The organism is Dietzia sp. IN118 (genome assembly GCF_032905965.1).
GTDB lineage: Bacteria > Actinomycetota > Actinomycetes > Mycobacteriales > Mycobacteriaceae > Dietzia > Dietzia kunjamensis.
This window is the reverse complement of record NZ_JAUMSR010000002.1, coordinates 99809-118669: the sequence shown is the minus strand read 5'-3', so window position 1 is coordinate 118669 and position 18861 is coordinate 99809. Positions and strand designations below refer to the sequence as shown.

The 18861-nt window shown below is 70.4% G+C and carries 23 protein-coding genes; 11 read left to right on the top strand and 12 right to left on the bottom strand.

The features are described 5' to 3' along the window. Nucleotides 1-2 precede the first annotated feature (2 nt). Genes Q2K20_RS16070 through Q2K20_RS16060 form a run of 3 tightly spaced genes read left to right on the top strand, consistent with a single transcriptional unit; the run spans nt 3 to nt 1854 of the window. Nucleotides 3-533: a nuclear transport factor 2 family protein gene (locus Q2K20_RS16070; RefSeq protein ID WP_317176959.1), complete on the top strand. Its 531-nt coding sequence runs from the start codon at nt 3-5 to the stop codon at nt 531-533. Then, nucleotides 530-1426, top strand: coding sequence for an SDR family NAD(P)-dependent oxidoreductase (locus tag Q2K20_RS16065; protein WP_067720121.1), 897 nt, complete (start codon nt 530-532; stop codon nt 1424-1426). The genes Q2K20_RS16070 and Q2K20_RS16065 overlap by 4 nt, the downstream gene beginning before the upstream one ends. 2 nt (nt 1427-1428) lie before the next feature. Further along, nucleotides 1429-1854, top strand: coding sequence for a hypothetical protein (locus tag Q2K20_RS16060; RefSeq protein ID WP_067720124.1), 426 nt, complete (start codon nt 1429-1431; stop codon nt 1852-1854). 165 nt (nt 1855-2019) lie between these two features. Here Q2K20_RS16060 and Q2K20_RS16055 read toward each other — a convergent pair whose 3' ends face one another. Together Q2K20_RS16055 and Q2K20_RS16050 are read right to left on the bottom strand one after the other, a co-directional pair. After that, nucleotides 2020-5082 carry a leucine--tRNA ligase gene (locus Q2K20_RS16055; RefSeq protein WP_269503335.1) on the bottom strand — a complete coding sequence of 1021 codons (3063 nt, stop codon included), beginning with the start codon at nt 5080-5082 and terminating at the stop codon, nt 2020-2022. A gap of 122 nt (nt 5083-5204) precedes the next feature. Beyond that, a complete protein-coding gene (locus Q2K20_RS16050) occupies nt 5205-5399 on the bottom strand; it encodes a hypothetical protein (RefSeq protein ID WP_259820792.1) in 195 nt (64 codons plus the stop codon). Nucleotides 5400-5515: 116 nt separating this feature from the next. Between Q2K20_RS16050 and Q2K20_RS16045 the strand changes: the two genes are divergently transcribed. From Q2K20_RS16045 to Q2K20_RS16035, 3 genes are all read left to right on the top strand, one after another. Next, nucleotides 5516-6031: a MarR family winged helix-turn-helix transcriptional regulator gene (locus Q2K20_RS16045; RefSeq protein ID WP_154831004.1), complete on the top strand. Its 516-nt coding sequence runs from the start codon at nt 5516-5518 to the stop codon at nt 6029-6031. Then, nucleotides 6028-6621, top strand: coding sequence for an SdpI family protein (locus Q2K20_RS16040; protein ID WP_269503329.1), 594 nt, complete (start codon nt 6028-6030; stop codon nt 6619-6621). The genes Q2K20_RS16045 and Q2K20_RS16040 overlap by 4 nt, the downstream gene beginning before the upstream one ends. Before the next feature lie 116 nt (nt 6622-6737). Further along, nucleotides 6738-7307, top strand: a complete 570-nt coding sequence (locus Q2K20_RS16035; RefSeq protein WP_159147710.1) for a hemerythrin domain-containing protein — start codon at nt 6738-6740, stop codon at nt 7305-7307. Between the two features lie 60 nt (nt 7308-7367). Here the strand turns inward: Q2K20_RS16035 and Q2K20_RS16030 are convergent, their stop codons facing one another. Next, entirely contained in the window at nt 7368-7739 is a 372-nt protein-coding gene (locus Q2K20_RS16030; RefSeq protein WP_069390149.1) for a DUF202 domain-containing protein, read from the bottom strand. Beyond that, the gene (locus Q2K20_RS16025; protein WP_069390148.1) at nt 7736-8137 is read right to left on the bottom strand and encodes a YidH family protein; all 402 of its coding nucleotides are present in this window, start codon (nt 8135-8137) and stop codon (nt 7736-7738) included. The genes Q2K20_RS16030 and Q2K20_RS16025 overlap by 4 nt, the downstream gene beginning before the upstream one ends. A 68-nt stretch (nt 8138-8205) precedes the next feature. Between Q2K20_RS16025 and Q2K20_RS16020 the strand changes: the two genes are divergently transcribed. Continuing rightward, nucleotides 8206-9210 carry a bile acid:sodium symporter family protein gene (locus Q2K20_RS16020; protein ID WP_269503324.1) on the top strand — a complete coding sequence of 335 codons (1005 nt, stop codon included), beginning with the start codon at nt 8206-8208 and terminating at the stop codon, nt 9208-9210. A gap of 33 nt (nt 9211-9243) precedes the next feature. Here the strand turns inward: Q2K20_RS16020 and Q2K20_RS16015 are convergent, their stop codons facing one another. From Q2K20_RS16015 to Q2K20_RS16005, 3 genes are all read right to left on the bottom strand, one after another. Continuing rightward, nucleotides 9244-9816, bottom strand: a complete 573-nt coding sequence (locus Q2K20_RS16015) for a VanZ family protein (RefSeq protein WP_269503321.1) — start codon at nt 9814-9816, stop codon at nt 9244-9246. An 84-nt stretch (nt 9817-9900) separates the two neighbouring features. After that, nucleotides 9901-10752, bottom strand: a complete 852-nt coding sequence (locus tag Q2K20_RS16010; RefSeq protein ID WP_119193126.1) for an alpha/beta fold hydrolase — start codon at nt 10750-10752, stop codon at nt 9901-9903. A 10-nt stretch (nt 10753-10762) separates the two neighbouring features. Beyond that, complete coding sequence (locus tag Q2K20_RS16005) at nt 10763-11461, bottom strand: type 1 glutamine amidotransferase domain-containing protein (RefSeq protein ID WP_096906399.1); 699 nt, start codon at nt 11459-11461, stop codon at nt 10763-10765. Between the two features lie 912 nt (nt 11462-12373). On the opposite strand from Q2K20_RS16005, the gene Q2K20_RS16000 reads away from it, so the two are divergent. Continuing rightward, complete coding sequence (locus Q2K20_RS16000; protein ID WP_119193125.1) at nt 12374-12703, top strand: hypothetical protein; 330 nt, start codon at nt 12374-12376, stop codon at nt 12701-12703. A gap of 120 nt (nt 12704-12823) precedes the next feature. Beyond that, complete coding sequence (locus tag Q2K20_RS15995) at nt 12824-13381, top strand: GNAT family N-acetyltransferase (protein WP_119193279.1); 558 nt, start codon at nt 12824-12826, stop codon at nt 13379-13381. 53 nt (nt 13382-13434) lie between these two features. On the opposite strand, the gene Q2K20_RS15990 is transcribed toward Q2K20_RS15995, so the two are convergent. After that, nucleotides 13435-13887 (bottom strand): MarR family winged helix-turn-helix transcriptional regulator, encoded by a 453-nt coding sequence (locus Q2K20_RS15990; RefSeq protein WP_235027764.1) that lies wholly within the window; start codon nt 13885-13887, stop codon nt 13435-13437. A 72-nt stretch (nt 13888-13959) separates the two neighbouring features. Here Q2K20_RS15990 and Q2K20_RS15985 point away from each other — a divergent pair, with 72 nt between their 5' ends. Then, nucleotides 13960-15204 carry a cytochrome P450 gene (locus Q2K20_RS15985; RefSeq protein ID WP_067720154.1) on the top strand — a complete coding sequence of 415 codons (1245 nt, stop codon included), beginning with the start codon at nt 13960-13962 and terminating at the stop codon, nt 15202-15204. 22 nt (nt 15205-15226) lie between these two features. Here Q2K20_RS15985 and Q2K20_RS15980 read toward each other — a convergent pair whose 3' ends face one another. Together Q2K20_RS15980 and Q2K20_RS15975 are read right to left on the bottom strand one after the other, a co-directional pair. Next, nucleotides 15227-15562 carry a branched-chain amino acid transporter permease gene (locus Q2K20_RS15980; protein WP_119193280.1) on the bottom strand — a complete coding sequence of 112 codons (336 nt, stop codon included), beginning with the start codon at nt 15560-15562 and terminating at the stop codon, nt 15227-15229. Continuing rightward, entirely contained in the window at nt 15559-16263 is a 705-nt protein-coding gene (locus Q2K20_RS15975) for an AzlC family ABC transporter permease (RefSeq protein WP_069388494.1), read from the bottom strand. Before Q2K20_RS15975 ends, Q2K20_RS15980 begins: the two co-directional genes overlap by 4 nt. An 84-nt stretch (nt 16264-16347) precedes the next feature. Between Q2K20_RS15975 and Q2K20_RS15970 the strand changes: the two genes are divergently transcribed. Further along, nucleotides 16348-16779, top strand: a complete 432-nt coding sequence (locus Q2K20_RS15970; protein WP_269503319.1) for a VOC family protein — start codon at nt 16348-16350, stop codon at nt 16777-16779. A 44-nt stretch (nt 16780-16823) separates the two neighbouring features. Here Q2K20_RS15970 and Q2K20_RS15965 read toward each other — a convergent pair whose 3' ends face one another. Both Q2K20_RS15965 and Q2K20_RS15960 read right to left on the bottom strand, forming a co-directional pair. Continuing rightward, nucleotides 16824-18071, bottom strand: coding sequence for an MFS transporter (locus Q2K20_RS15965; protein WP_269503318.1), 1248 nt, complete (start codon nt 18069-18071; stop codon nt 16824-16826). Between the two features lie 85 nt (nt 18072-18156). Then, nucleotides 18157-18789: a YqgE/AlgH family protein gene (locus tag Q2K20_RS15960; RefSeq protein ID WP_067720162.1), complete on the bottom strand. Its 633-nt coding sequence runs from the start codon at nt 18787-18789 to the stop codon at nt 18157-18159. Nucleotides 18790-18861: the final 72 nt, after the last annotated feature.

Genomic DNA, 18861 nt, shown 5'->3' with positions numbered 1-18861 from the left:
CTATGCAGTACGAGGAGGAAGTCCGCGCCCGCGAGGCGATCGAACAGCTCAAGTACCGCTACTGGCGGGCCTGTGACGCCAAGGATCCCGAGGGCTTCCGGTCCTGCTTCGTGGCCTCCGGCGGCGTGCTGGACTTCGGCCCCCTCGGGCGGACCGACCCGGACACGATGGTCGGGGTCTTCCGTCAGATCGCACTCGCGACCGCCTCCGACGGCGGCCCGCGGATCCTCGACATGCACCACGGCTTCATGCCGTCGATCGTCGTGGAGGGCGACGGACCGAGCAGCCCACCGCAGCGCGCCACGGGGACCTGGACCCTGCAATTCCGCCAGGTGGACCGGGACAAGGGCACCGAGACGCTCTCCACCGACGAGTACTCGGATGCGTATGTCATCGAGGACGGCCGCTGGGTGATGGCCGAATGCCTGTTCACCCCGGGCTGGTCGGTCACCCGCACCCTCGACGACGCCACCGTGACCTACCCCGAGGTCCACACCGTCCCGGGTGCCGCCACCGCCGGAGCGGACTCGTGAGCGCCCGCGTCGCCCTGGTGACCGGTGGCAGCCGCGGAGTCGGACGCGGTGTGGCCACCGCACTCGCGCAGGCCGGGTGGACGGTCTACGTGACCGGCCGGTCCGCCGAGAGCCTGCAGGGCACGATCGACGCGGCCTCCGGCGCCCCGGGCGAGATCCGCGCACTCGAATGCGACCACTCCCGGGATGACGAGATCGTCGCCGTCGTCGCCCGGATCGCAGACGAGACCGGACGCCTGGACCTGCTGGTCAACAACGTGTGGACCAACCCCAAGGGCTTCATGGGGTTCAACGGCAAGTTCTGGGAGCGGCCCGCTGGCGACTGGGACGCCCTCATGGGCGTCGGACTGCGCGCGCACTACGTCGCCAGCTGCGAGGCCGCCAAGGTGATGGTGCCGCAGGGCTCCGGGCTGATGGTGAACATCTCGTCGTTCGGTTCTTGCGCACCGTTCCACACCGTGCTCTACGGGATGAGCAAGACCGCCCTCGACAAGATGGCCTCCGATATGGCGCACGAACTCGCCGGCACCGGGGTCTCCACCCTCTCGCTGTGGTTGGGCCTCATCCGCACGGAACTGCTGCTGTCGCTGGGGATGGACGACTTCAACGGCTTCCCGCTGGACCGCGCCGAGGACCCCACCTTCGTCGGACGGGTCATCGCCGCCCTCGCCGACGACCCCGACCTGGCCCGGATGAGCGGCTCGACCGTCATCACCGCCGAGTACGGGCGCGAGAAGGGGATAAGGAACGACGACGGCGAGGTCCCCCTGTCGCACCGCGGAGCGTTCGGCGGGGGTCCGCTCTTCCCGCCGGTGACGGACGAGCAGCTGGGTCTGGACACGGTGGACGAGGTGGCCGCGGCGGGCGGTCACAACGGGTTCGGCGGGCGGTAGGGATGACATCCGGCGACCACGGGGACCACAGCGCCCACGGAGACCACAGCGCCCACGGGGACTTCGACGACCCGCTCGAACGCCTCGAGCGGAACGAGCGGCAGGCCAACCAGGCCTTCCGGTACGTGCTGCTGTCGATCGTCGCGATCGTGGTCATGGCGACCGTGATCGTGATGCTGGAGGGCGGCATTGACGAGGAGTGCACGGACGAGGGGGCGCTGTGTATGACCGCCGACCGCGTCGAGGTGGTCGTCCTGCCGCTGCTGCTGTCGGTCATCCTGGCGGTGACGGCGGGCGTGACGACCTACCGGCGGTGGAAGCAGCGCATCCGGTGGCGGCCGTGGCTGTACGCGACCTATGCGATGTGGATGGTCACCACGGCGTACCTGATCGTCTCGTCCTCGGCGGTGTTCGTCCGGGCCGGCTGAGGGCGGCCACCTCCCCGGAGACCCCGCCCACCACGACATCCGCTACCCGGATTCCGGATCGGCTACCCGCACGGGAGTAGCGGATCCGGAATCCGGGTAGCGGATTCGAGGCCGGGGCCGGATCTGGGGCCGGGGCCAGAACAGGGGCCGGATCTGGGGCCGGACTCAGGGGACGATGTTGACCATCTTGCCCGGCACCACGATGACCTTCTTCGGCGCCGCCCCGGCGAGGTTCTCCTGCACCTTGGCATCTGCCAGGGCCGCGGCCTCGACATCAGCGGGCGTGGCGTCGGCGGGAACGGTGATGCGCGAGCGCACCTTGCCCTTGATCTGCACCGGGTACTCGACGGAGTCCTCGACCAGGTAGGACTCGTCGTGCTCGGGGAACGGCCCGTGGGCGAGCGACCCGGTGTGCCCGAGCCGCGACCACAGTTCCTCGGCCAGGTGCGGGGCGACGGGCGCCACCATGAGCACCAGCGGCTCGACGACCGAGCGCGGCGCGCCCGGCCCCTCGGTCGGGTACGTCTTGGTCAGGGTGTTGACGTACTCGATGAGCTTGGCGATCGCGGTGTTGTCGCGCAGGCCGGCGAAGTCGTCGCGGACCCCGGCGATGGTCTTGTGCAGCGCCTTGAGCACGTGCTCGCCCGGCGCGCCGCCCGCCGACTCGGTGTCGGTGACGCGGACCTCGCCGGTGTTCTCGTCGATCACCACGCGCCACAGCCGCTGCAGGAAGCGGTGCGCGCCCACGACGTCCTTGGTGGCCCAGGGCCGGGAGGTGTCGAGCGGGCCCATGGACATCTCGTACACACGCAGGGTGTCGGCGCCGTAGGAGTCGCAGATCTCGTCCGGGGAGACGGAGTTCTTGAGCGACTTGCCCATCTTCCCGTACTCCTGGAACACCTCGATCTCGGCGGCGTCGGCGCCGGCGGAGGTGTCGGTCCAGTAGAACTTCCCGTCGCGCTCGGTCACCTCGGCCGCCGGCACGTAGACGCCACGGGCGTCGGTGTAGGCGAAGGCCTGGATGTAGCCCTGGTTGTACAGGCGGCGGTAGGGCTCCTCACTGGTGACGTGGCCCAGGTCGAACAGCACCTTGTGCCAGAAGCGGGAGTAGAGCAGGTGCAGCACGGCGTGCTCGACGCCGCCGACGTAGAGGTCGACGCCGCCCGGGTCGTTCGCGCCGTGGGTCTCGGGCCGGGGCCCGGTCCAGTAGCGCTCGTTCTCCAGTGCGCACAGCTGCTCGGAGTTGGTGGGGTCGATGTAGCGCAGCTGGTACCAGCTCGAGCCGGCCCAGTTGGGCATGACGTTGGCGTCGCGGGTGTAGGTCTGCAGGCCGTCGCCAAGGTCGAGTTCGACGGTCATCCAGTCGGTGGCCTTGGCCAGCGGCGGGGAGGGCACGGAGTCGGCGTCGTCGGGGTCGAACGAGACGGGCTTGTAGTCCTCGACCTCGGGCAGCTCGACGGGCAGCAGCTCGTCGGGCAGGGCGTGGGGCACGCCGTCGGAGTCGTAGACCACCGGGAACGGCTCGCCCCAGTAGCGCTGGCGGGCGAACAGCCAGTCGCGCAGCTTGTACTGGATGGTGCCCTCGCCGGTGCCCTGGCCCTCGAGCCAGTCGATGGTGGCGGCCTTTGCCTCGTCCACGGCCAGCCCGTCGAGCACCAGCCCGCCGGAGTTGGTGGAGTTCACGGCGACGCCGTCGCCGGTGAAGGCCTCGGCCTGCACGTCGATCCCGGCACCGTCCGCCGGCTCCACGACCTGCACGATGGGCAGGCCGAAGGCTCCTGCGAACTCGTGGTCGCGGGCGTCGTGGCCGGGCACGGCCATGATCGCGCCGGTGCCGTAGCCCATGAGCACGTAGTCGGCGACGAACACGGGGATCTGCTCGCCGTTGACCGGGTTGATGGCGTGGACGCCGAGGAAGACGCCGGTCTTCTCCTTGTTCTCCTGGCGTTCCAGGTCGGTCTTCTGCGCTGCGCGCCGGCGGTACTCCACCACGGCCTCGGCGGGCGAGGAGTGGCCGCCGGTCCAGCGCTCGTCGAGCGCGCCCCCGGCGCCCGCACCGGTCGCACCGGTCGCACCGGTCGCACCGCCCGCGCCGGTCTCCGGCCAGAACGGGCCGGCCAGCTCGTCGACCAGCGGGTGCTCGGGCGACAGGACCATGTAGGTGGCGCCGAAGAGGGTATCGGGGCGGGTGGTGAACACCTCGATGGACTGGTCAGCCACGGCGAAGCGGACGCGGGCGCCCTGCGAGCGGCCGATCCAGTTGCGCTGCATGGACTTGACCTTGTCGGTCCAGTCGAGGCGGTCGAGATCGTCGACCAGCCGGTCGGCGTAGGCGGTGATCCGCATCATCCACTGGCTCAGGTTCTTGCGGAAGACGGGGAAGTTGCCGCGCTCGGAGCGGCCCTCGGCGGTGACCTCCTCGTTGGCCAGGACGGTGCCCAGCCCGGGGCACCAGTTGACCGTGGAGTCGGAGAGGTACACCAGCCGGTGGGCGTCGAGGACCTTCTCCTGCTCGGCGCGTGAGAGCTCGGCCCAGTCGCGGCCGGCGTGCTCGCCCGGCAGGGGGCGGGCACCGGAGACGAACTGCTCGACCAGCTCCGCGATGGGCCGGGCGCGGCCGGTGCGGGTGGGGTGCTCGCCGCCGTCGATCGCGCGGGCGGGGGCCTCGGGGTCGTACCAGGAGCCGTGGATCTGCAGGAAGATCCACTGGGTCCAGCGGTAGAAGTCGGTGTCGGTGGTGGCGAACACGCGGCGGCGGTCGTGGCCCAGGCCGAGGCGGCCGAGCTGGCGCTCCATGTTGGCGATGTTGGCCTCGGTGGTCACGCGCGGGTGCTGACCGGTCTGGACTGCGTACTGCTCGGCGGGCAGGCCGAACGCGTCGTAGCCCAGGGTGTGCAGGACGTTGGTGCCGAGCATGCGGTTGTAGCGGGCGAAGACGTCCGTGGCGATGTAGCCGAGCGGGTGGCCGACGTGCAGGCCGGCGCCCGACGGGTAGGGGAACATGTCCTGGACGAAGAGCTTGTCCTCGGGCGGGGCGGCGCCGTCCGGGTCGGCGAGGGGGCCGACGGGGTTCGGGGCCTCGAACGTGCCGCGCTCGGCCCATTCGGTCTGCCAGCGCGACTCGATCTCCCCGGCCAACCCGGCTCCGTAGCGGTGGGCCGGTCCGGTGTCGGACTGCGGTCCGGTCTCGGACTGCACGCCGGTGACGGTCTGGTCGCTGCTGCTCACGGTTGTCTGCTCTCCCTGGTATCGCCGGTGCCCACACGCAGGCGGTGTCCAGCCTAAACCCTGGGGCGGGTCGGGCCGCGTCAGCGTGTGGGCACCGCCCCGTCGGCCGAGGGCGGGGCTGATCAGCCCCTGGCGGCGCGACGCCCGGCGATGAGGGCGTCGAGGCTGTAGCGTCCGGTGCCGACCAGACCGAACACGGCGACGGTCAGGCCGATCACGGCGACGAGCTCCCAGCCACCGTCGGCGGCGTAGATGCCGGCGGCCTTGTGGACGTAGGCGTAGGCACCGACCATGACGACGACGACGAGGACGGCCACCGCCTGGGTGAGTGGTGGCGGTCGTGGTCGGCATGCGACTCCCTCAGTAGATGATGTGACACACATTCCTTGCGGGGCCCTATGTGTTGTGTCAACCAACCGGGTACGCTGGGTGCATGGCTGAACAGGTTCCGGGTCAGGACGTGCGATGGTTGGACGACGAGGAGAAGGCGCTGTGGCGTGACTACCTCGCCATCCAGGGGCGCCTGCACCTGGAGATCCAGCGCGACCTCAAGACCTCGTCGAGCCTCACGGAGCCCGAGTTCGAGGTGTTGGTCTACCTCAGCGAGGCCGACGGCCCGCTGCGGATGACCGCGCTCGCCGACGCGTTGCAGTGGGAACGCAGCCGCCTGTCCCACCAGGTCACCCGGATGGTCAAGCGCGGACTCGTGGAGCGCACCAGCTGCCCCGACGACGGTCGCGGGGCGTTCGTGTCCACCACCGACGAGGGCATGGCCGAGATCGAGAAGGCCGCGCCCGATCACGTCGCCACGGTGCGGCGGGAGTTCCTCGACCGCCTCAGCGCAGAGGACAAGCGCGAACTCGCCCGGCTGCTCGCCCTGGTCCGGGGTCCCGGCGGGGCTGAGTCGAATCGGAGATCCGACGTCGCGGGCGTACCCTCGGTGGCGTGAACGCAGTGCTCGTGGTGGTCATGGTGCTCCTAGTGGGGCTCGGCCTCGTGCTCGCGGGCACGGGTGTCGCGGCGCTCGTCGGCAGACTGCCCGGCAACGGCGTCCTGGGCGTACGCACCCCGGAGACCCGCCGCTCCCCCGAGGCCTGGGAGCTCGCCAACCGCGCCGCCGCACCCTCGTTCCTCGGCTCCGGTCTCGTCCTGCTGCTCGGTGCGCTCGCCCTGGGACTGATCGGCGGATGGGTCGGCGGCCTCGTCGTCGTCGTCTCCCTCGTCGCCTCCCTCGCCCTGCTCAGCGTCGCCGGCCTCGCCGGAGCACGCGCGGCGGCCAGATGGGACGCCACATCCGGCGACCAGGGCGGCTGTGGCTGCGGCCCCGACGGCTGCGGCGGCCACTCCGCCGGCGCACCCGACCCCGCCGCCTCCGATGCCTCCACCTGCGGTGACGCGGGCTCCTCCACCGACGGCGCCGCCTCCTGCTCCCCCGCCGGCTCCACTCCCGGCGACCCCGCCGCGGACTGCGGCGTGACCGGCGGCTGCGGCACCTGCGTCCTGCAGGGCATGTGCGAGACGGAGAGCACGCGCCCCTGAACCGGCCACCGAGCAGGTCCCCGGCTCCTCCGGTGGCCGTCGGTCCGGTGGCCGTCGCGCACGGCCGCCTCTACGGTCGAGAGGTCCATCCGTCTCACACCGCGAAGGAGAGCCTCATGGCCGACACCGCAGCCGCCGGGGACGTCGTCGACATCCTCACCGCCGACCACCGCGAGATGGTCGGCCTGCTCGAGATGATCGAGAACACCGCCGACGCCGAGGAACGCCGCTCGCTGGCCGACTCCGCCATCGCCGAGGTCGTGCGCCACTCCGTGGCCGAGGAACTGTTCGTCTACCCCGTCTACGAGCGCGAGGTCCCGGGCGGCACCGACGAGGTCGAGCACGACAAGGAAGAGCACCAGGAACTCGAAGAGGTGATGAAGGAGCTCGAGGGCCTGGACGCCGGGAGCGCCGAGTTCATCGCCACCGTGAAGCGGTTCAAGGAACTCCTCGACCACCACGCCGACGACGAGGAGGCGGACCAGTTCCCCAAGATGCGGAAGCACATCTCCGCCGAGGACCTGGTCGACCTGGGCCGCAAGGTCGAGGCCGCCAAGAAGATCGCCCCCACCCGGCCGCACCCCGGCTCACCGCACTCCGAGCTGTTCCACATGACCCTGGGACCCGGCGTCGGCATGGTCGACCGCCTCCGCGACGCCCTCAGCGGGCGGGCCAAGAACACCTGACACCTCCGCTCCCGGCCCCGGCGACCACCCGCGCGGGGCCGGGCCGCGCGCTCTCAGCTGCTAGGTCGACAGGCTGACCAGCACGGCGACCAGGCCGCAGGTGGCCATCACGACGACCAACACCACCAGACCGACGTTGTGGGCCGCCCGGGTCTGCGGCACCTCGGCCCCGCGGACGAACCGCCCGACCCGCCGCTCGTGGTGGCGCTGCACCCGGAGCAGCGCCAGCAGCGGGACCACGGTGAGCAACGAGAACACCGACGCCCAGAACACCGACGTCTCCGCCACCAGCTTGGCGATGAGGATGATGTTCACGCCCACCACGGCCCACGTCCGGGCCCACGACAGGCTGGTGCGCTCGGCGGCCAATCCCGCGTCGGGCGGAACCGCCCGCGGTTCCACCCCGATCCGCCGCTGCCGGGGCGTGCTCATGCGAAGGTGCCGCCCAGGATCGCCACGATGAGCAGGACCGCGCCGATCGAGATCCCCAGCACCAGCAGGATGGATGCCTGCGGCATGGGCAGCGGCCGCTGGTGACGCATCGAGGCCTCGATCCGGATCCACCGCCGGAACGCCACGATCGCGAGGACCGCCGCCAGCACCAGCAGGATGCAGGCCAGCGGCGTGCGGACGATCTCGGGGATCTCGTCCCCCGCGAAGGCCTCCATCGCCACCGCGCCCGCCGTCAACCCGAGGCTGGTGCGGATCCAGGCCAGGAAGGTGCGCTCGTTGGCGAGCGTGAACCGGGGGTCCGGTTCCTCGCCGTCCCGCAACGCCCTGGGCCGCCACCCCTCCGGGGCCTGCCCGGTCTGTCCGGCCTGTCCGGTCATTGCCCGCGCTCCGTCATGGTGCCGAGCCTATCGGTCGCCCCCCGCCGCCCTGGTGGTGGAATAGGCGGATGGGCATCTTGCGCCGTCTCCGGATCGAGCCGTTCATCCTGGCGATCCTGGCCGCGGTGGTGGTCGCCGCGTTCCTGCCCGCCACCGGTGGCGCGGCCGACGCGCTCGACTGGGTGACGACGATCGGCATCGCCGTGCTGTTCTTCCTCTACGGCTCGCGCCTCGAGCCCCGGGAACTGGTGGTCGGCCTCACGCACTGGCGGCTCCACTCGGTCGTGCTCGCCTCGACGTATCTCCTGTTCCCGCTCCTCGGCCTGCTCGGCCAGTGGCTCCTCACGCCCGTGCTCGGCGCCTCCCTGGCCGCCGGGTTCCTGTTCCTCACGCTGGTCCCGTCGACCGTCCAGTCGTCCATCACCTTCGTGGCGATCGCCCGCGGGCACGTCAGCGCGGCGGTGGTGTCGGCGTCGGTGTCCAACCTGCTGGGTGTGGTGATCACTCCCCTGCTGGTCTTCGCCCTGATGACCACCGACGGGTCCGTGGTCATCACGTGGGGCTCGGTCGGCACGATCGCCCTGCAGCTGCTCCTGCCGTTCGTGGTGGGCCAGCTCCTGCGGACCTGGGTCCTGCCGGTCATCCGCAGGATCAAGCGGATCGCCCTGTTCGACAAGACCGTCATCGTGCTGGTGGTCTACGCGGCGTTCTCCGACGGGGTCGCCGACGGGATCTGGTCGACGATCGGCGTCGGCGAGTTGGCCTGGCTGATCGTCGCGTGCTGCGTGCTGCTCGCGGTGGTGCTGGGTCTGACCGAACTCGCCTCCCGGGCCCTGGGTTTCGAGGACCGGGACAAGCGCGTCGTGCAGTTCTGCGGGTCCAAGAAGTCGCTGGCCACGGGGTTGCCGATGGCGGCCGTGCTGTTCGTCGGCCAGCCGATCGGGCTCCTGGTCCTGCCGCTGATGCTGTTCCACCAGATCCAGTTGATCGTGTGCGCGTGGCTGGCCGGCCGGTACGGGCGGGCCGCAGACACTGGCACCGACGCCGACACCGACCGCGGCGCGGGAGCGTAGGAGGCTCCGGGGGCGTGACGAGCCCGCCGCGGGTCACCGCGCCGGCGGCCTGTCCGTCCCCAGCTCCACCACTGCGGCGGGGTCGCCCAGGCGCGGACCGAGGACGACAAGGACGGCGAACACCGCAGCGGTGGTGAGCGCGAGACCGATCCACAGTGGGTGGAGGCGCGGGCCGCAGGCGCGCGCTATGAGGGCGCCGACCAGCGCCCCGGCTGTGTTGAACAGCAGGTCCGTGACGTCGGAGTGTCCCAGGGCGAGGACGTACTGGAGGACCTCGACCGTCGCGCTGATCGCCGCTCCGGTGACGACGACGACGAGGACCGCCCTGGCCCGGCCCTCCAGCAGGATGTACAGAAGCACCCCGAGCGGCACGAAGAAGGCCAGGTTGCCGAGTGCGTCGAACAGTGGGCCGAACCAGGTCTGGGCGCCCCTGAACTGAGCGAACGGTACCCATTCGACCGAGCGACCGCGCTGGGATTCCGGTCGCCACAGCAGACCGATCACGAAGTAGGCCTTGAGCATGGTCAGCGCCACCACCACGGCGCCGTAGGTGACCACGGCGAGCGCGGCCCAGCCTCGGACCTTCGACTCTGTCGGTTGCGTCACGGGCACAATCCTCACACGGGCCCCGGCAACGGAGGCGGTCCCGGGTCCGGCCGGGACCTCGGACCCGGAGCGCCGTGGGCCCCGTCAGCCGCGGTGGGCGTCGAGGAATGCCCGGAGTGCCGCGGCGACCTCGGCCGGGCGTTCCTCCGGGGCGAAGTGGCCACAGTTCTCGATGAGATGCAGTTCGCTGCCGGGGATCGCGGCGTGGAGGCGGTGCGCCCAGTCGGTGACCTGCCAGGTGTCGTCGGCGCCCCAGACCAGCTGCACCGGGATCCGACCGAGCCTGTCCAGCTGGTCGGAGATCTCCAGCGTGTGGCGCGGGTCGTAGTGCGCGACCTGGTGCCGGAAGAAGCTCGGTTGGCCGATCGGCCCGCTGATGAGGTCGACATACACGTCGAGCGCGGCGGGGTCGAAGTTCGCCGGGTCGCTGTGCGTCGACAGCAGCCAGTCCCGGAAGTGGGCCCGGTGCTCGGCGTCCGGCGTGCGGGCCAGCTCGTCAAGCCCGTCGGCCATCTGTTCCCGGGTCCGCTCGGAGGGGTAGCTGTCGAAACTCACCACGTCGATGAGGGTCAGGGACCGCAGGCGCCCGGTCGACTGCACGCCGAAGCGTTGCGCGATCCCGCCGCCGATGTCGTGGGCCACCAGGTGGAACGTGTCGAGTCCCCACTCCCCCAACAGCCCCTCGAGGACGGCGACCTGACCGGTGATCGACGTGTCGACGTCGGGGTTCCGCGGCCGCTCCGACAGCCCGTATCCGAGGAGGTCGAAGACGTGGACGCGGTACCCGGCCTCGGTGAGGACGGGCACCACGTCGCGCCAGATGTATGACGACGAGGGCGTTCCGTGGAGAAGGACGACGGGTTCGCCCTCGCCGTGCACGCCGAACGAGATCCGGTGGCCGTCGACGACGGCGTGCCGGTCGACGATGTGGCTCACCGGCACGGAGTCAGCCGAGGTCGGAGACGATCCGCTTGGCGAGCTCCTCCGAGGACTGGGGGTTCTGACCCGTGTACAGGTTGCGGTCCACCACCACGTGCGAGGCCCACGGCTCGGCGGCCGAGGAGTAGTCGGCGCCCAGCTCGACGAGCTTGTCCTCGAGCAGCCAGGGCGCCCCCTCGGCCAACCCGACCTGCTCCTCCTCGACGTTGGAGAACCCGGTCATCTTGTACCCGGCGAACGGCGAGGACGACGCGTCCTCCGAGGCCGCGAGCACGGCCGCGGGGGCGTGGCACAGCATGGCCAGCGGCTTCTCCGCGGTCACCCGCTCGGCGAGAATCGCACCGGAGGTCTTGTCCACGGCGAGGTCCTGCAGGGGACCGTGACCGCCCGGGTAGAACACGACGTCGAACTCGTTGTGATCGACGGAGGCCAGGTCGGCCGGGGAGTTCAGGACGGGCGCGAGCCGGTCGAGCGAGGCCTTCACCTTGTCCAGGGTCTCGGGGTCGCCGGCGCCTTCGCCGAGGCTGGCCTGGTCGACGGTGGGAGCACGCCCACCCGGGGTCGCGACGGTGACGGACCAGCCGGCGTCGGTGAACACCTCGTACGGGGCCACGAACTCCTCGGCCCAGAAACCGGTGGGATGCTCCGACCCGTCCTTGAGGGTCCAGTGGTCGGCTGCGGACATGATCATCAGTACGTTAGCCATGCCGCGACAGTACGGATCTCGGGGCGACTCGCAACTGGTCACGCGATATCCGTGCGGGTTACCTTCCGCTGTTATCTCGATCACTTATCAGAGTCTTCTCACACAATCGTGATGTCACCGCGATTCACTTACCGATCGCTGTTACCTGCGGGTTCACCTGAGGCCCCGAGTTAGGCGACATATCAGCAGACCACAGGATTATTCGCCAGTCGATCTCGTTAGTGAGGAAAACGTTGAGGCACCGCCGACACAGTCTTAATGTTCACGCCGCATGAGCTGAGGGGTTCAGCATCCGCCCGGACGACTGGCGCACGGGCACAAACTCGAGGAGGGGTGCCCATGCCTTCAACGCGCCCGCCATTCGCCCGATCCATGTCGCTCATGGTTCTCGCCGGACTGGCCCTGCTCGGGTTTTCGGCGGGAGCGGGAGCAGCTTGGCTCTCCGGGGGAACGGCGACAGCCACAGCGGCTGGGCCGGTGGCGTCCTCGGTGCAGCAGTCCGGTCTCACATCAGCCGCACCCTCCCCTACCTCGACGCAACCTTCGTCCTCCACCTCCGCGACCTCGACCGCGCCGGTGAGCAGCGAGCGCCTGCCTTCGTCGAGACGCGAGCCGTCGCCGGCCCGCCCGGCCGCCGCGCACGCGCCGGTCGTGCCAGCTCCGCCGCCGGTCGTCCGGGCGCCGGTGTTCCCCGCGCAGCCGGCCGCTCCGGCCCCGTACCGGCCCGCACCGGCGCCCGCTCCGGCTCCCGCGCCAGCGCCTGCACCAGCGCCACCGGCCCCCGAAACCATCACCATCGACCTCGGCGGACGCGGGGAGATCATCCCCCAGGCGCCAATCGCCCCCAGACAGCTCAACATCCCCTGACGCCGAACACGTCAGGTCCACCCACCAAGAGAAAGAAGATTACTCATGCTCGCAGCAGCCACCGCCATCTCCGGAATGATCATCTCCGCCCTGATGGCTCTCGGCCCCATCGCAGCACCTGTCGTCGGCGCCGCGATGGCGGCCGGCCCAGTCGCCACCGCTGGCACCGCGATCGCTGGCATGGTCGGCACTGGCGCTGCAGCGGGCGGTTCAGCCGCCCTGGGTGCAGGTGCAGGTGCCATCGGAGCCAATCCCCACGCCGCAGTCGGAGTGCAGAACGGAATCACCGATGCGCTCAACCAGGCGAAGGACGCCGCTGCCGGGTCCGTCAACAACCTGAACATCCCGGGTGTTCCGCACATCTCGTTCAACTGAATCGGTACGACAAGCGGTCAGCCGAACAGCGCAGGTTCCGCCCCTCGCGTGGCTGATCTCCTCGCCGCCCTCCCCCCGCGAATGTTGGGTCTGGGAGGGCGGCGGTGCTTCAATAACCCGATGACCAGCGTGACCTACTTCCAGCAGACCGACGCCGACCACCTGCGTCCCGCTGGCCGTGCGGAGCTGACCATCTCCCGCGTCTTCCCCGCCGAGCCGTCGTTCAACTCGCGGATGTACCGCGAGATCGGCGGCGACTGGAACTGGATCGATCGGTTGGAGTGGGCAGAGGGCGACTGGGCTTCGTACTGCTCCGACCCGTGCGTCAGCACGTTGCGAGCGACCCGGGGCGGCGAGGTCGTCGGGTTCGCCGAACTCCGCATGAACCCCTGCGACGAGACCACCGGCCCAGCCTTCAACAACTCCGGCGGCGTCGGGGACGACGGCGTCGACGTGGAGATCGTCTACTTCGGCCTGCTCCCCCAATTCGCCAGCCGCGGCCTGGGCGGATGGTTCCTCTCCGAGGTCTGCCGCATCGCCTGGAACGTGCCCGGGTGCCGCCGGGTGTGGCTGCACACCTGCGACGACGACTCCCCCGCCGCCGTCCCCAACTACCTCTCCCGCGGGTTCGTCGAATACGCCCGCGCGGACACCGGCTGCGCTACCTGCTCGGCCTGATTCAACGACCGATCTGATTCAACGGCCGGCGTGACCCAACGGCCGAGCTCGACTCACTGCTCGGGAAGGCGGCTCAGCGCCCGCCCGCTCATCCGGGAGACCAGCTTCTCGGACACCGCGCCGAACGCCTGCAGCTCGTCGTCGTCGAATCCTTCGAACAACCACTCGGCGAGTCCGACGCGCGCGGTCACCACCTCATCCACGATCCTGCGTGACTTCTCCGTCAGGTTGACCAGCCGCACCCGCCGGTCGTCCGGTGGCATCGTGCGCTCCACGTGCCCGCTGGCCACGAGGCCGTCCACCAGCGCGGTCACCTGGCGCGGCGAGCAGTCGAGATACGTGGCGAGTTCCACCTGCTTGCACTCGCCCTGCAGACCCAGGACGAACAACAGCTCGAGCCGCGGCACCGTCAGGTCGTAGTTCGCCGCCGCGCGCGCGATCGATCCCGACATCTGCTCCGCCAACATCAGAGCGCGGTCGAGAATCTCACTCGAGGATAATGCCACGTGTATATAGTTACCACTATTCACGGTTTCATCCCCGCCGGACCCGGCGGGCGACCAGCCCCAGGAGACACCATGGACGTCACCATCCCGGCAGGCTTCGACTTCACCGACCCCGACCTGTTCTCCAAGCGGCTCCCCCACGACGAGTGGCGCAAGCTCCGGCAAACCGAACCGATCCACCGCGTCGAGAAGCGCGCGGGCTCCGACGGGTTCGACGACGACCACTACTGGCTGGTCACCAAGCATGCCGACGTCAAGGAGATCTCGCGCCTGACCGGGGAGGTGTTCTCCGCCGGCGAGAACACGATGATCCCGCGGTTCGCCGAGGGAACCGACCGATCGATCATCGAGGCCCAGCGGTCGATGCTCGTCAACGAGGACGGCGAGATCCACAAGAAGCACCGGCGCATCATCTCCCGCGGGTTCACCCCCCGGGGCGTGGCCGGCATGCGCGACGAGCTCGCCGACCGGGCACGCAAGATCGTCACCGCCGCCGCCGAGTCGAACGCCGACGACTTCGTCACCGCCATCGCCTCCGAGCTGCCGCTCCAGGCGATCGCCGACCTACTGGGCGTGCCGCAAGAGGACCGCCACAAGATCTTCGAGTGGTCCAACATCATGACCAGCTACGACGCCGGCGGCGACCCTGACGCTCCCGCCATCGCGTCCATGGAGCTCATCGGGTACGCGAACGCCATGGCCGAGGACCGCGCCGCCAACCCGCGCGACGACATCGTGACCAAGCTCGTCCAGGCCGACGTCGACGGCGAACATCTCTCCGCCGAGGAGTTCGGTTGGTTCGTCACCCTCCTGGCCGTGGCCGGCAACGAGACCACCCGCAACGCCACCACCCACGGCATGGTCGCCATGCTCGAGCACCCCGAGCAGTGGGAACTGTTCAAGCGCGAGCGGCCCGAGACCGCCTACGACGAGATCCTGCGGTGGGCCTCGCCGATCACCCAGTTCCAGCGCACCGCCATGGAGGACACCGAGATCGGAGGCGTGTCGATCGCGAAGAGCGACCGCGTCCTGATCTGCTACGGCTCCGCGAACTTCGACGAGGAGGTCTTCGACGACCCCTTCAGCTTCAACATCCTGCGCGATCCGAACCCCCACGTCACCTTCGGCGGCCAGGGCCCGCACTACTGCCTCGGCGCCAACCTCGCGAAGATGCAGCTCGAGCTGATCTTCAACGCCGTCGCCGACTACTTCCCGGATCTGACCGCGCTCGGCGACCCCACGCGGCTCCGGTCGGGGTGGCTCAACGGCCTGACCGAGTGGAAGGTCGACCTGGGCACGTGCCCGGTGGTCCACTGAGCGGCAGGCGGGGCCGGCAGGCTCACACCAGCAGGGTCTGCAGCAGCATGTAGGTCGCGGTCCCCAGCACGATGCTCGCCGCGGCCCGTCGAAACGCCAGGTGCACAGCCAGAGTGAGCCCCAACGCGACGGCCGCCGGCACCCACGAGCCGAGCTCGGTGGTCGTGTCCCGCAGGGTGTAGACCACCAGCACGACCATCACGCCGGCGGGCATCGTGCGGCCCAGATAGCGGACGACGCCGGAATCGCGCAGCCGGGTCAGCGCCAGGAACGGGGCGGCCCGCAGCGCGAGCGTCACGAGGAACATCACGCCCAGCCCGGCGAGCAGGTAGGCGGTCCCGGGCACCGCGGCGGTCACGTCGCGGCCCGCTCGGTGCGCGCGGCCCAGACGTAGCGCAGCAACAGCACTACGACGAACGCGCACAGGCCCACGATGAGCATCTGACCGGGCGCGACCACCGCCGCGACCAGGCCGCAGACCAGGCCGATCACCGGCGCCGGCAGGTCTCCCGAGGACCGCCACGCGTCCACCGCAAGCACGGCGAACAGGGCGGTCAGCGCGAACTGCAGCCCGTCCAGTCCTTCCGGCAGCGCGGATCCCACGAGCGCACCGACGATGCCCGGCACCACCCACAGCGACTGGCAGGTGATCGCGATGGTCAGCGTCCGGGCGCCGGTCATCTCCACGCGCCGCTTGGTGGCGGTGATCGCGTACACCTCGTCGGTGAGGGCGTAGACGGCATAGAGTCGGCCGAGCCGGGAGCGGATGGATTCGATCGGGAAGCTCAGCCCGTAGAAGACGTGCCGGAAGTTCACCAGGAACGCCGCGGCGGCCAGCGAGTACAGGGGAGTGACCGCGGTGAGCAGGCCGATCGCGAGGAACTCCATGGAGCCGGCGTAGATGACGATGGAGAACACCGGTGCCCACCACCAGTCGAACCCGGCCTGCGTCATCAGCACCCCGAACGCCAGACCGAGCGGGACGAGTCCCAGCCCGACGGTCGAGCAGTCGGCAAGACCCTTGCGGATCTCTGCGCTGGTGGAGGGGGCGTGCGGCACGCCGGGCAGTCTAGCCAGCCACGATTTGGCATCACCCCCGTCGGAGCCCTTCCGCGCTCGCGCCGGTCGGCGCAGACTCGGGGCATGAGCGCACACCAGCCCGGGACCCAGCCCGCTCCCACCGTGTGGCACTGCTTCCGGTGCTCGGACGCCCGCGCCGTCATCGACTGGTTGGTCGAGGCCCTGGGTTTCGTCGAGACCGTCTCCCATGCCGAGGACGGCCGCATCGTGCACGCCGAACTGCTGTGGCCCGAGGGTGGCGGCGTCATGCTCGGTGACCAACGGCCGGGGCCGGATGATCCCCATGCGATGCCGCCGGGAACCGGGTTGGCCTACGTGGTCACCGCCGACGCGGATGTCGTCTACGAGCGCGCCCGGGCGGCGGGCGCCGAGATCGTCATGGAGCTCCACGACACCGACTACGGGGATCACACCTTCTCCGCCCGCGACCCGGAGGGCAACGTGTGGTCGGTGGGGCAGTACCGAGGCGAACCCCTGCCGGCCGGGACGTCCTGACTCAGCGGCCGTCGGGGCAGGCCCGGCCCGCGGCCAGCCCCTCGTCAGACCCGCACGACGTCTGCGCGCGGCACCAGCGGGATCGCCACCGCGGCGACCACCGCCGCGCCCGCGAACACCGGCCAGTAGCCGACCGCCTCGATCACGGCAGCGACCAGGGGAGTGGACGCCGCGATCGCCACGAACTGCGCGGTGTTCTGCACGCCCAGCGCGCGCCCGCTCCACCGCGGGCCGGCGTATTCGGCGACGGCGGTGAACGCCAGGCCGTTGTCGGATACCGAGAGCACGGTCGCGACCACGCCGAGCGTCACGGCCACCACCCCGGGGGCTCCCAGCGCCTCGGCCACAGCGAGGGCTGCCAGGCCGCCGGTGACCGAGATCGCCACAGCGCGAAGGGGTCTCATCCGCGATCCGACGCGGTCCGACACCGCGCCGGCCACGATCCTGGCGACCGCCCCGAGCACCTGACTCGCCGTCACCACGATTCCCGCGGAGACCGCCGACCAGCCGTGCCCCAGCACGAGCCACGCCAGCAGGAACGCCTGCAGCATGCCCTGCGGCAGGACGAGGAGCACCGACGCGCCGTGCACCCGGGCCAGGTAGTCCGAGCCGCGGTACGGCGACCCGTCCGCCGGGGGACGGGTCGCTGACGCCGTGCCGGTCACCGTGGGAACCGCGGCGCTCGGCGCCGACGGGGGAGCAGCCAGGTGGCCAGGCGGGTCGGTGACGACGACGAGGGCCGCGACCGCCGAGACCACGGCCATGACCAGGGGTACCGCGAAGGCCGCGGCCAATCCGTACGACTGCGCGAGGAGCGGCAAGGTCATGGCCGCGACCGCGGATCCGGCAGGCTGCGACATCTGCCGGACTCCCATGGCGAGCCCGCGGCGGTGGGCCGGGAACCAGCTGACGACCAGCCGCCCGCTCGCGGAGTTCCCCGAGGCGGTGAAGGCGCCGGTGACCAGCAACAGGATCGCCAGCAGCGTGAACGACTCGACGAACAGTGCGGCTGCCAGGGCCAGCGCGGCACCGACCGAGCCGGAGACCAGGACCAGCTTCTCGCTCGTCCGGTCGACGAGCCAACCCCACGCGATCAGCGCCGTGGCCATCCCCACCAGCGGCATCGCGACCAGCACCCCGGCCCGCGAGAGTGACAGCCCTTCGACGGTCGTGAGGTGGGGGAGCAGGAAGCCCACGCCGACGACGAACGCCGAGCCCGACGCCGCGACGAACGTGGCGACCGCCAGCACCAGCCAGTGCCGCGGGGTCACCGCGGTCGACTCATGCTTCATCGTCTCCACCTGCACGAGCCTAGACTCGATCCCACAAACTAGAAACTGTATCCCATATAATGAGACTCATCCGGGGCGCCGGCCGTCAGTTGACGTCCCCGTCCTGCAGGAAGGTGGCGTACAGCGGCAGCGGCATCTCCTGACGCCGCAGTACCGCACCCCACACGTCGACGCGGGCGGGGGCGAGCAGGTCGCTGGGCAGGCTGGGGGCGACGTACCAGTCGCCGCGGTCGAGTTCGTCCTGCAGCTGTCCGGGGGCCCAGCCGGTGTATCCGACGAACACCCGCATCCCTTCGACGTGGTCGCGCAGGAGATCGGGGTCGCTGTCCAGGTCCACCACGTGCACCCGACCCTCGATCTGCTGGAGCCCGACGAACCGGTCGCCGTCCACGCCGGAACCGAGCACCACCAGCGCGATCCCGGTGTCGGGTTTGACCGGACCCCCGATGTGGAAGACGGACGGGGGAGCGCAGATCTCGGCCCAGGCGGGCAGGATCGACTCCACCTCGGTCTCGCTCGGGCGGGTGATGACGACGCCCAGGGAGCCCGAGTGGTCGTGCTCGATCATGTAGATGATCGCGCGCTGGAAGTTGGGATCGGGCATGTCGGGCGCCGCGATGAGCAGCGAACCGGCGACGGGGTCACGCTTGTCCATCGCGGAGTAGAGGCGGTCGCCGAACAGGCCGCCACCGCCCAGATCGTCCGGTCCCGTGTCCATGTCCCCATGATGCCCCCGTCGCCGACGACCCACACGCGCGTCCCCTCGATCGGGTCCCGCCGCGGTGGCCGC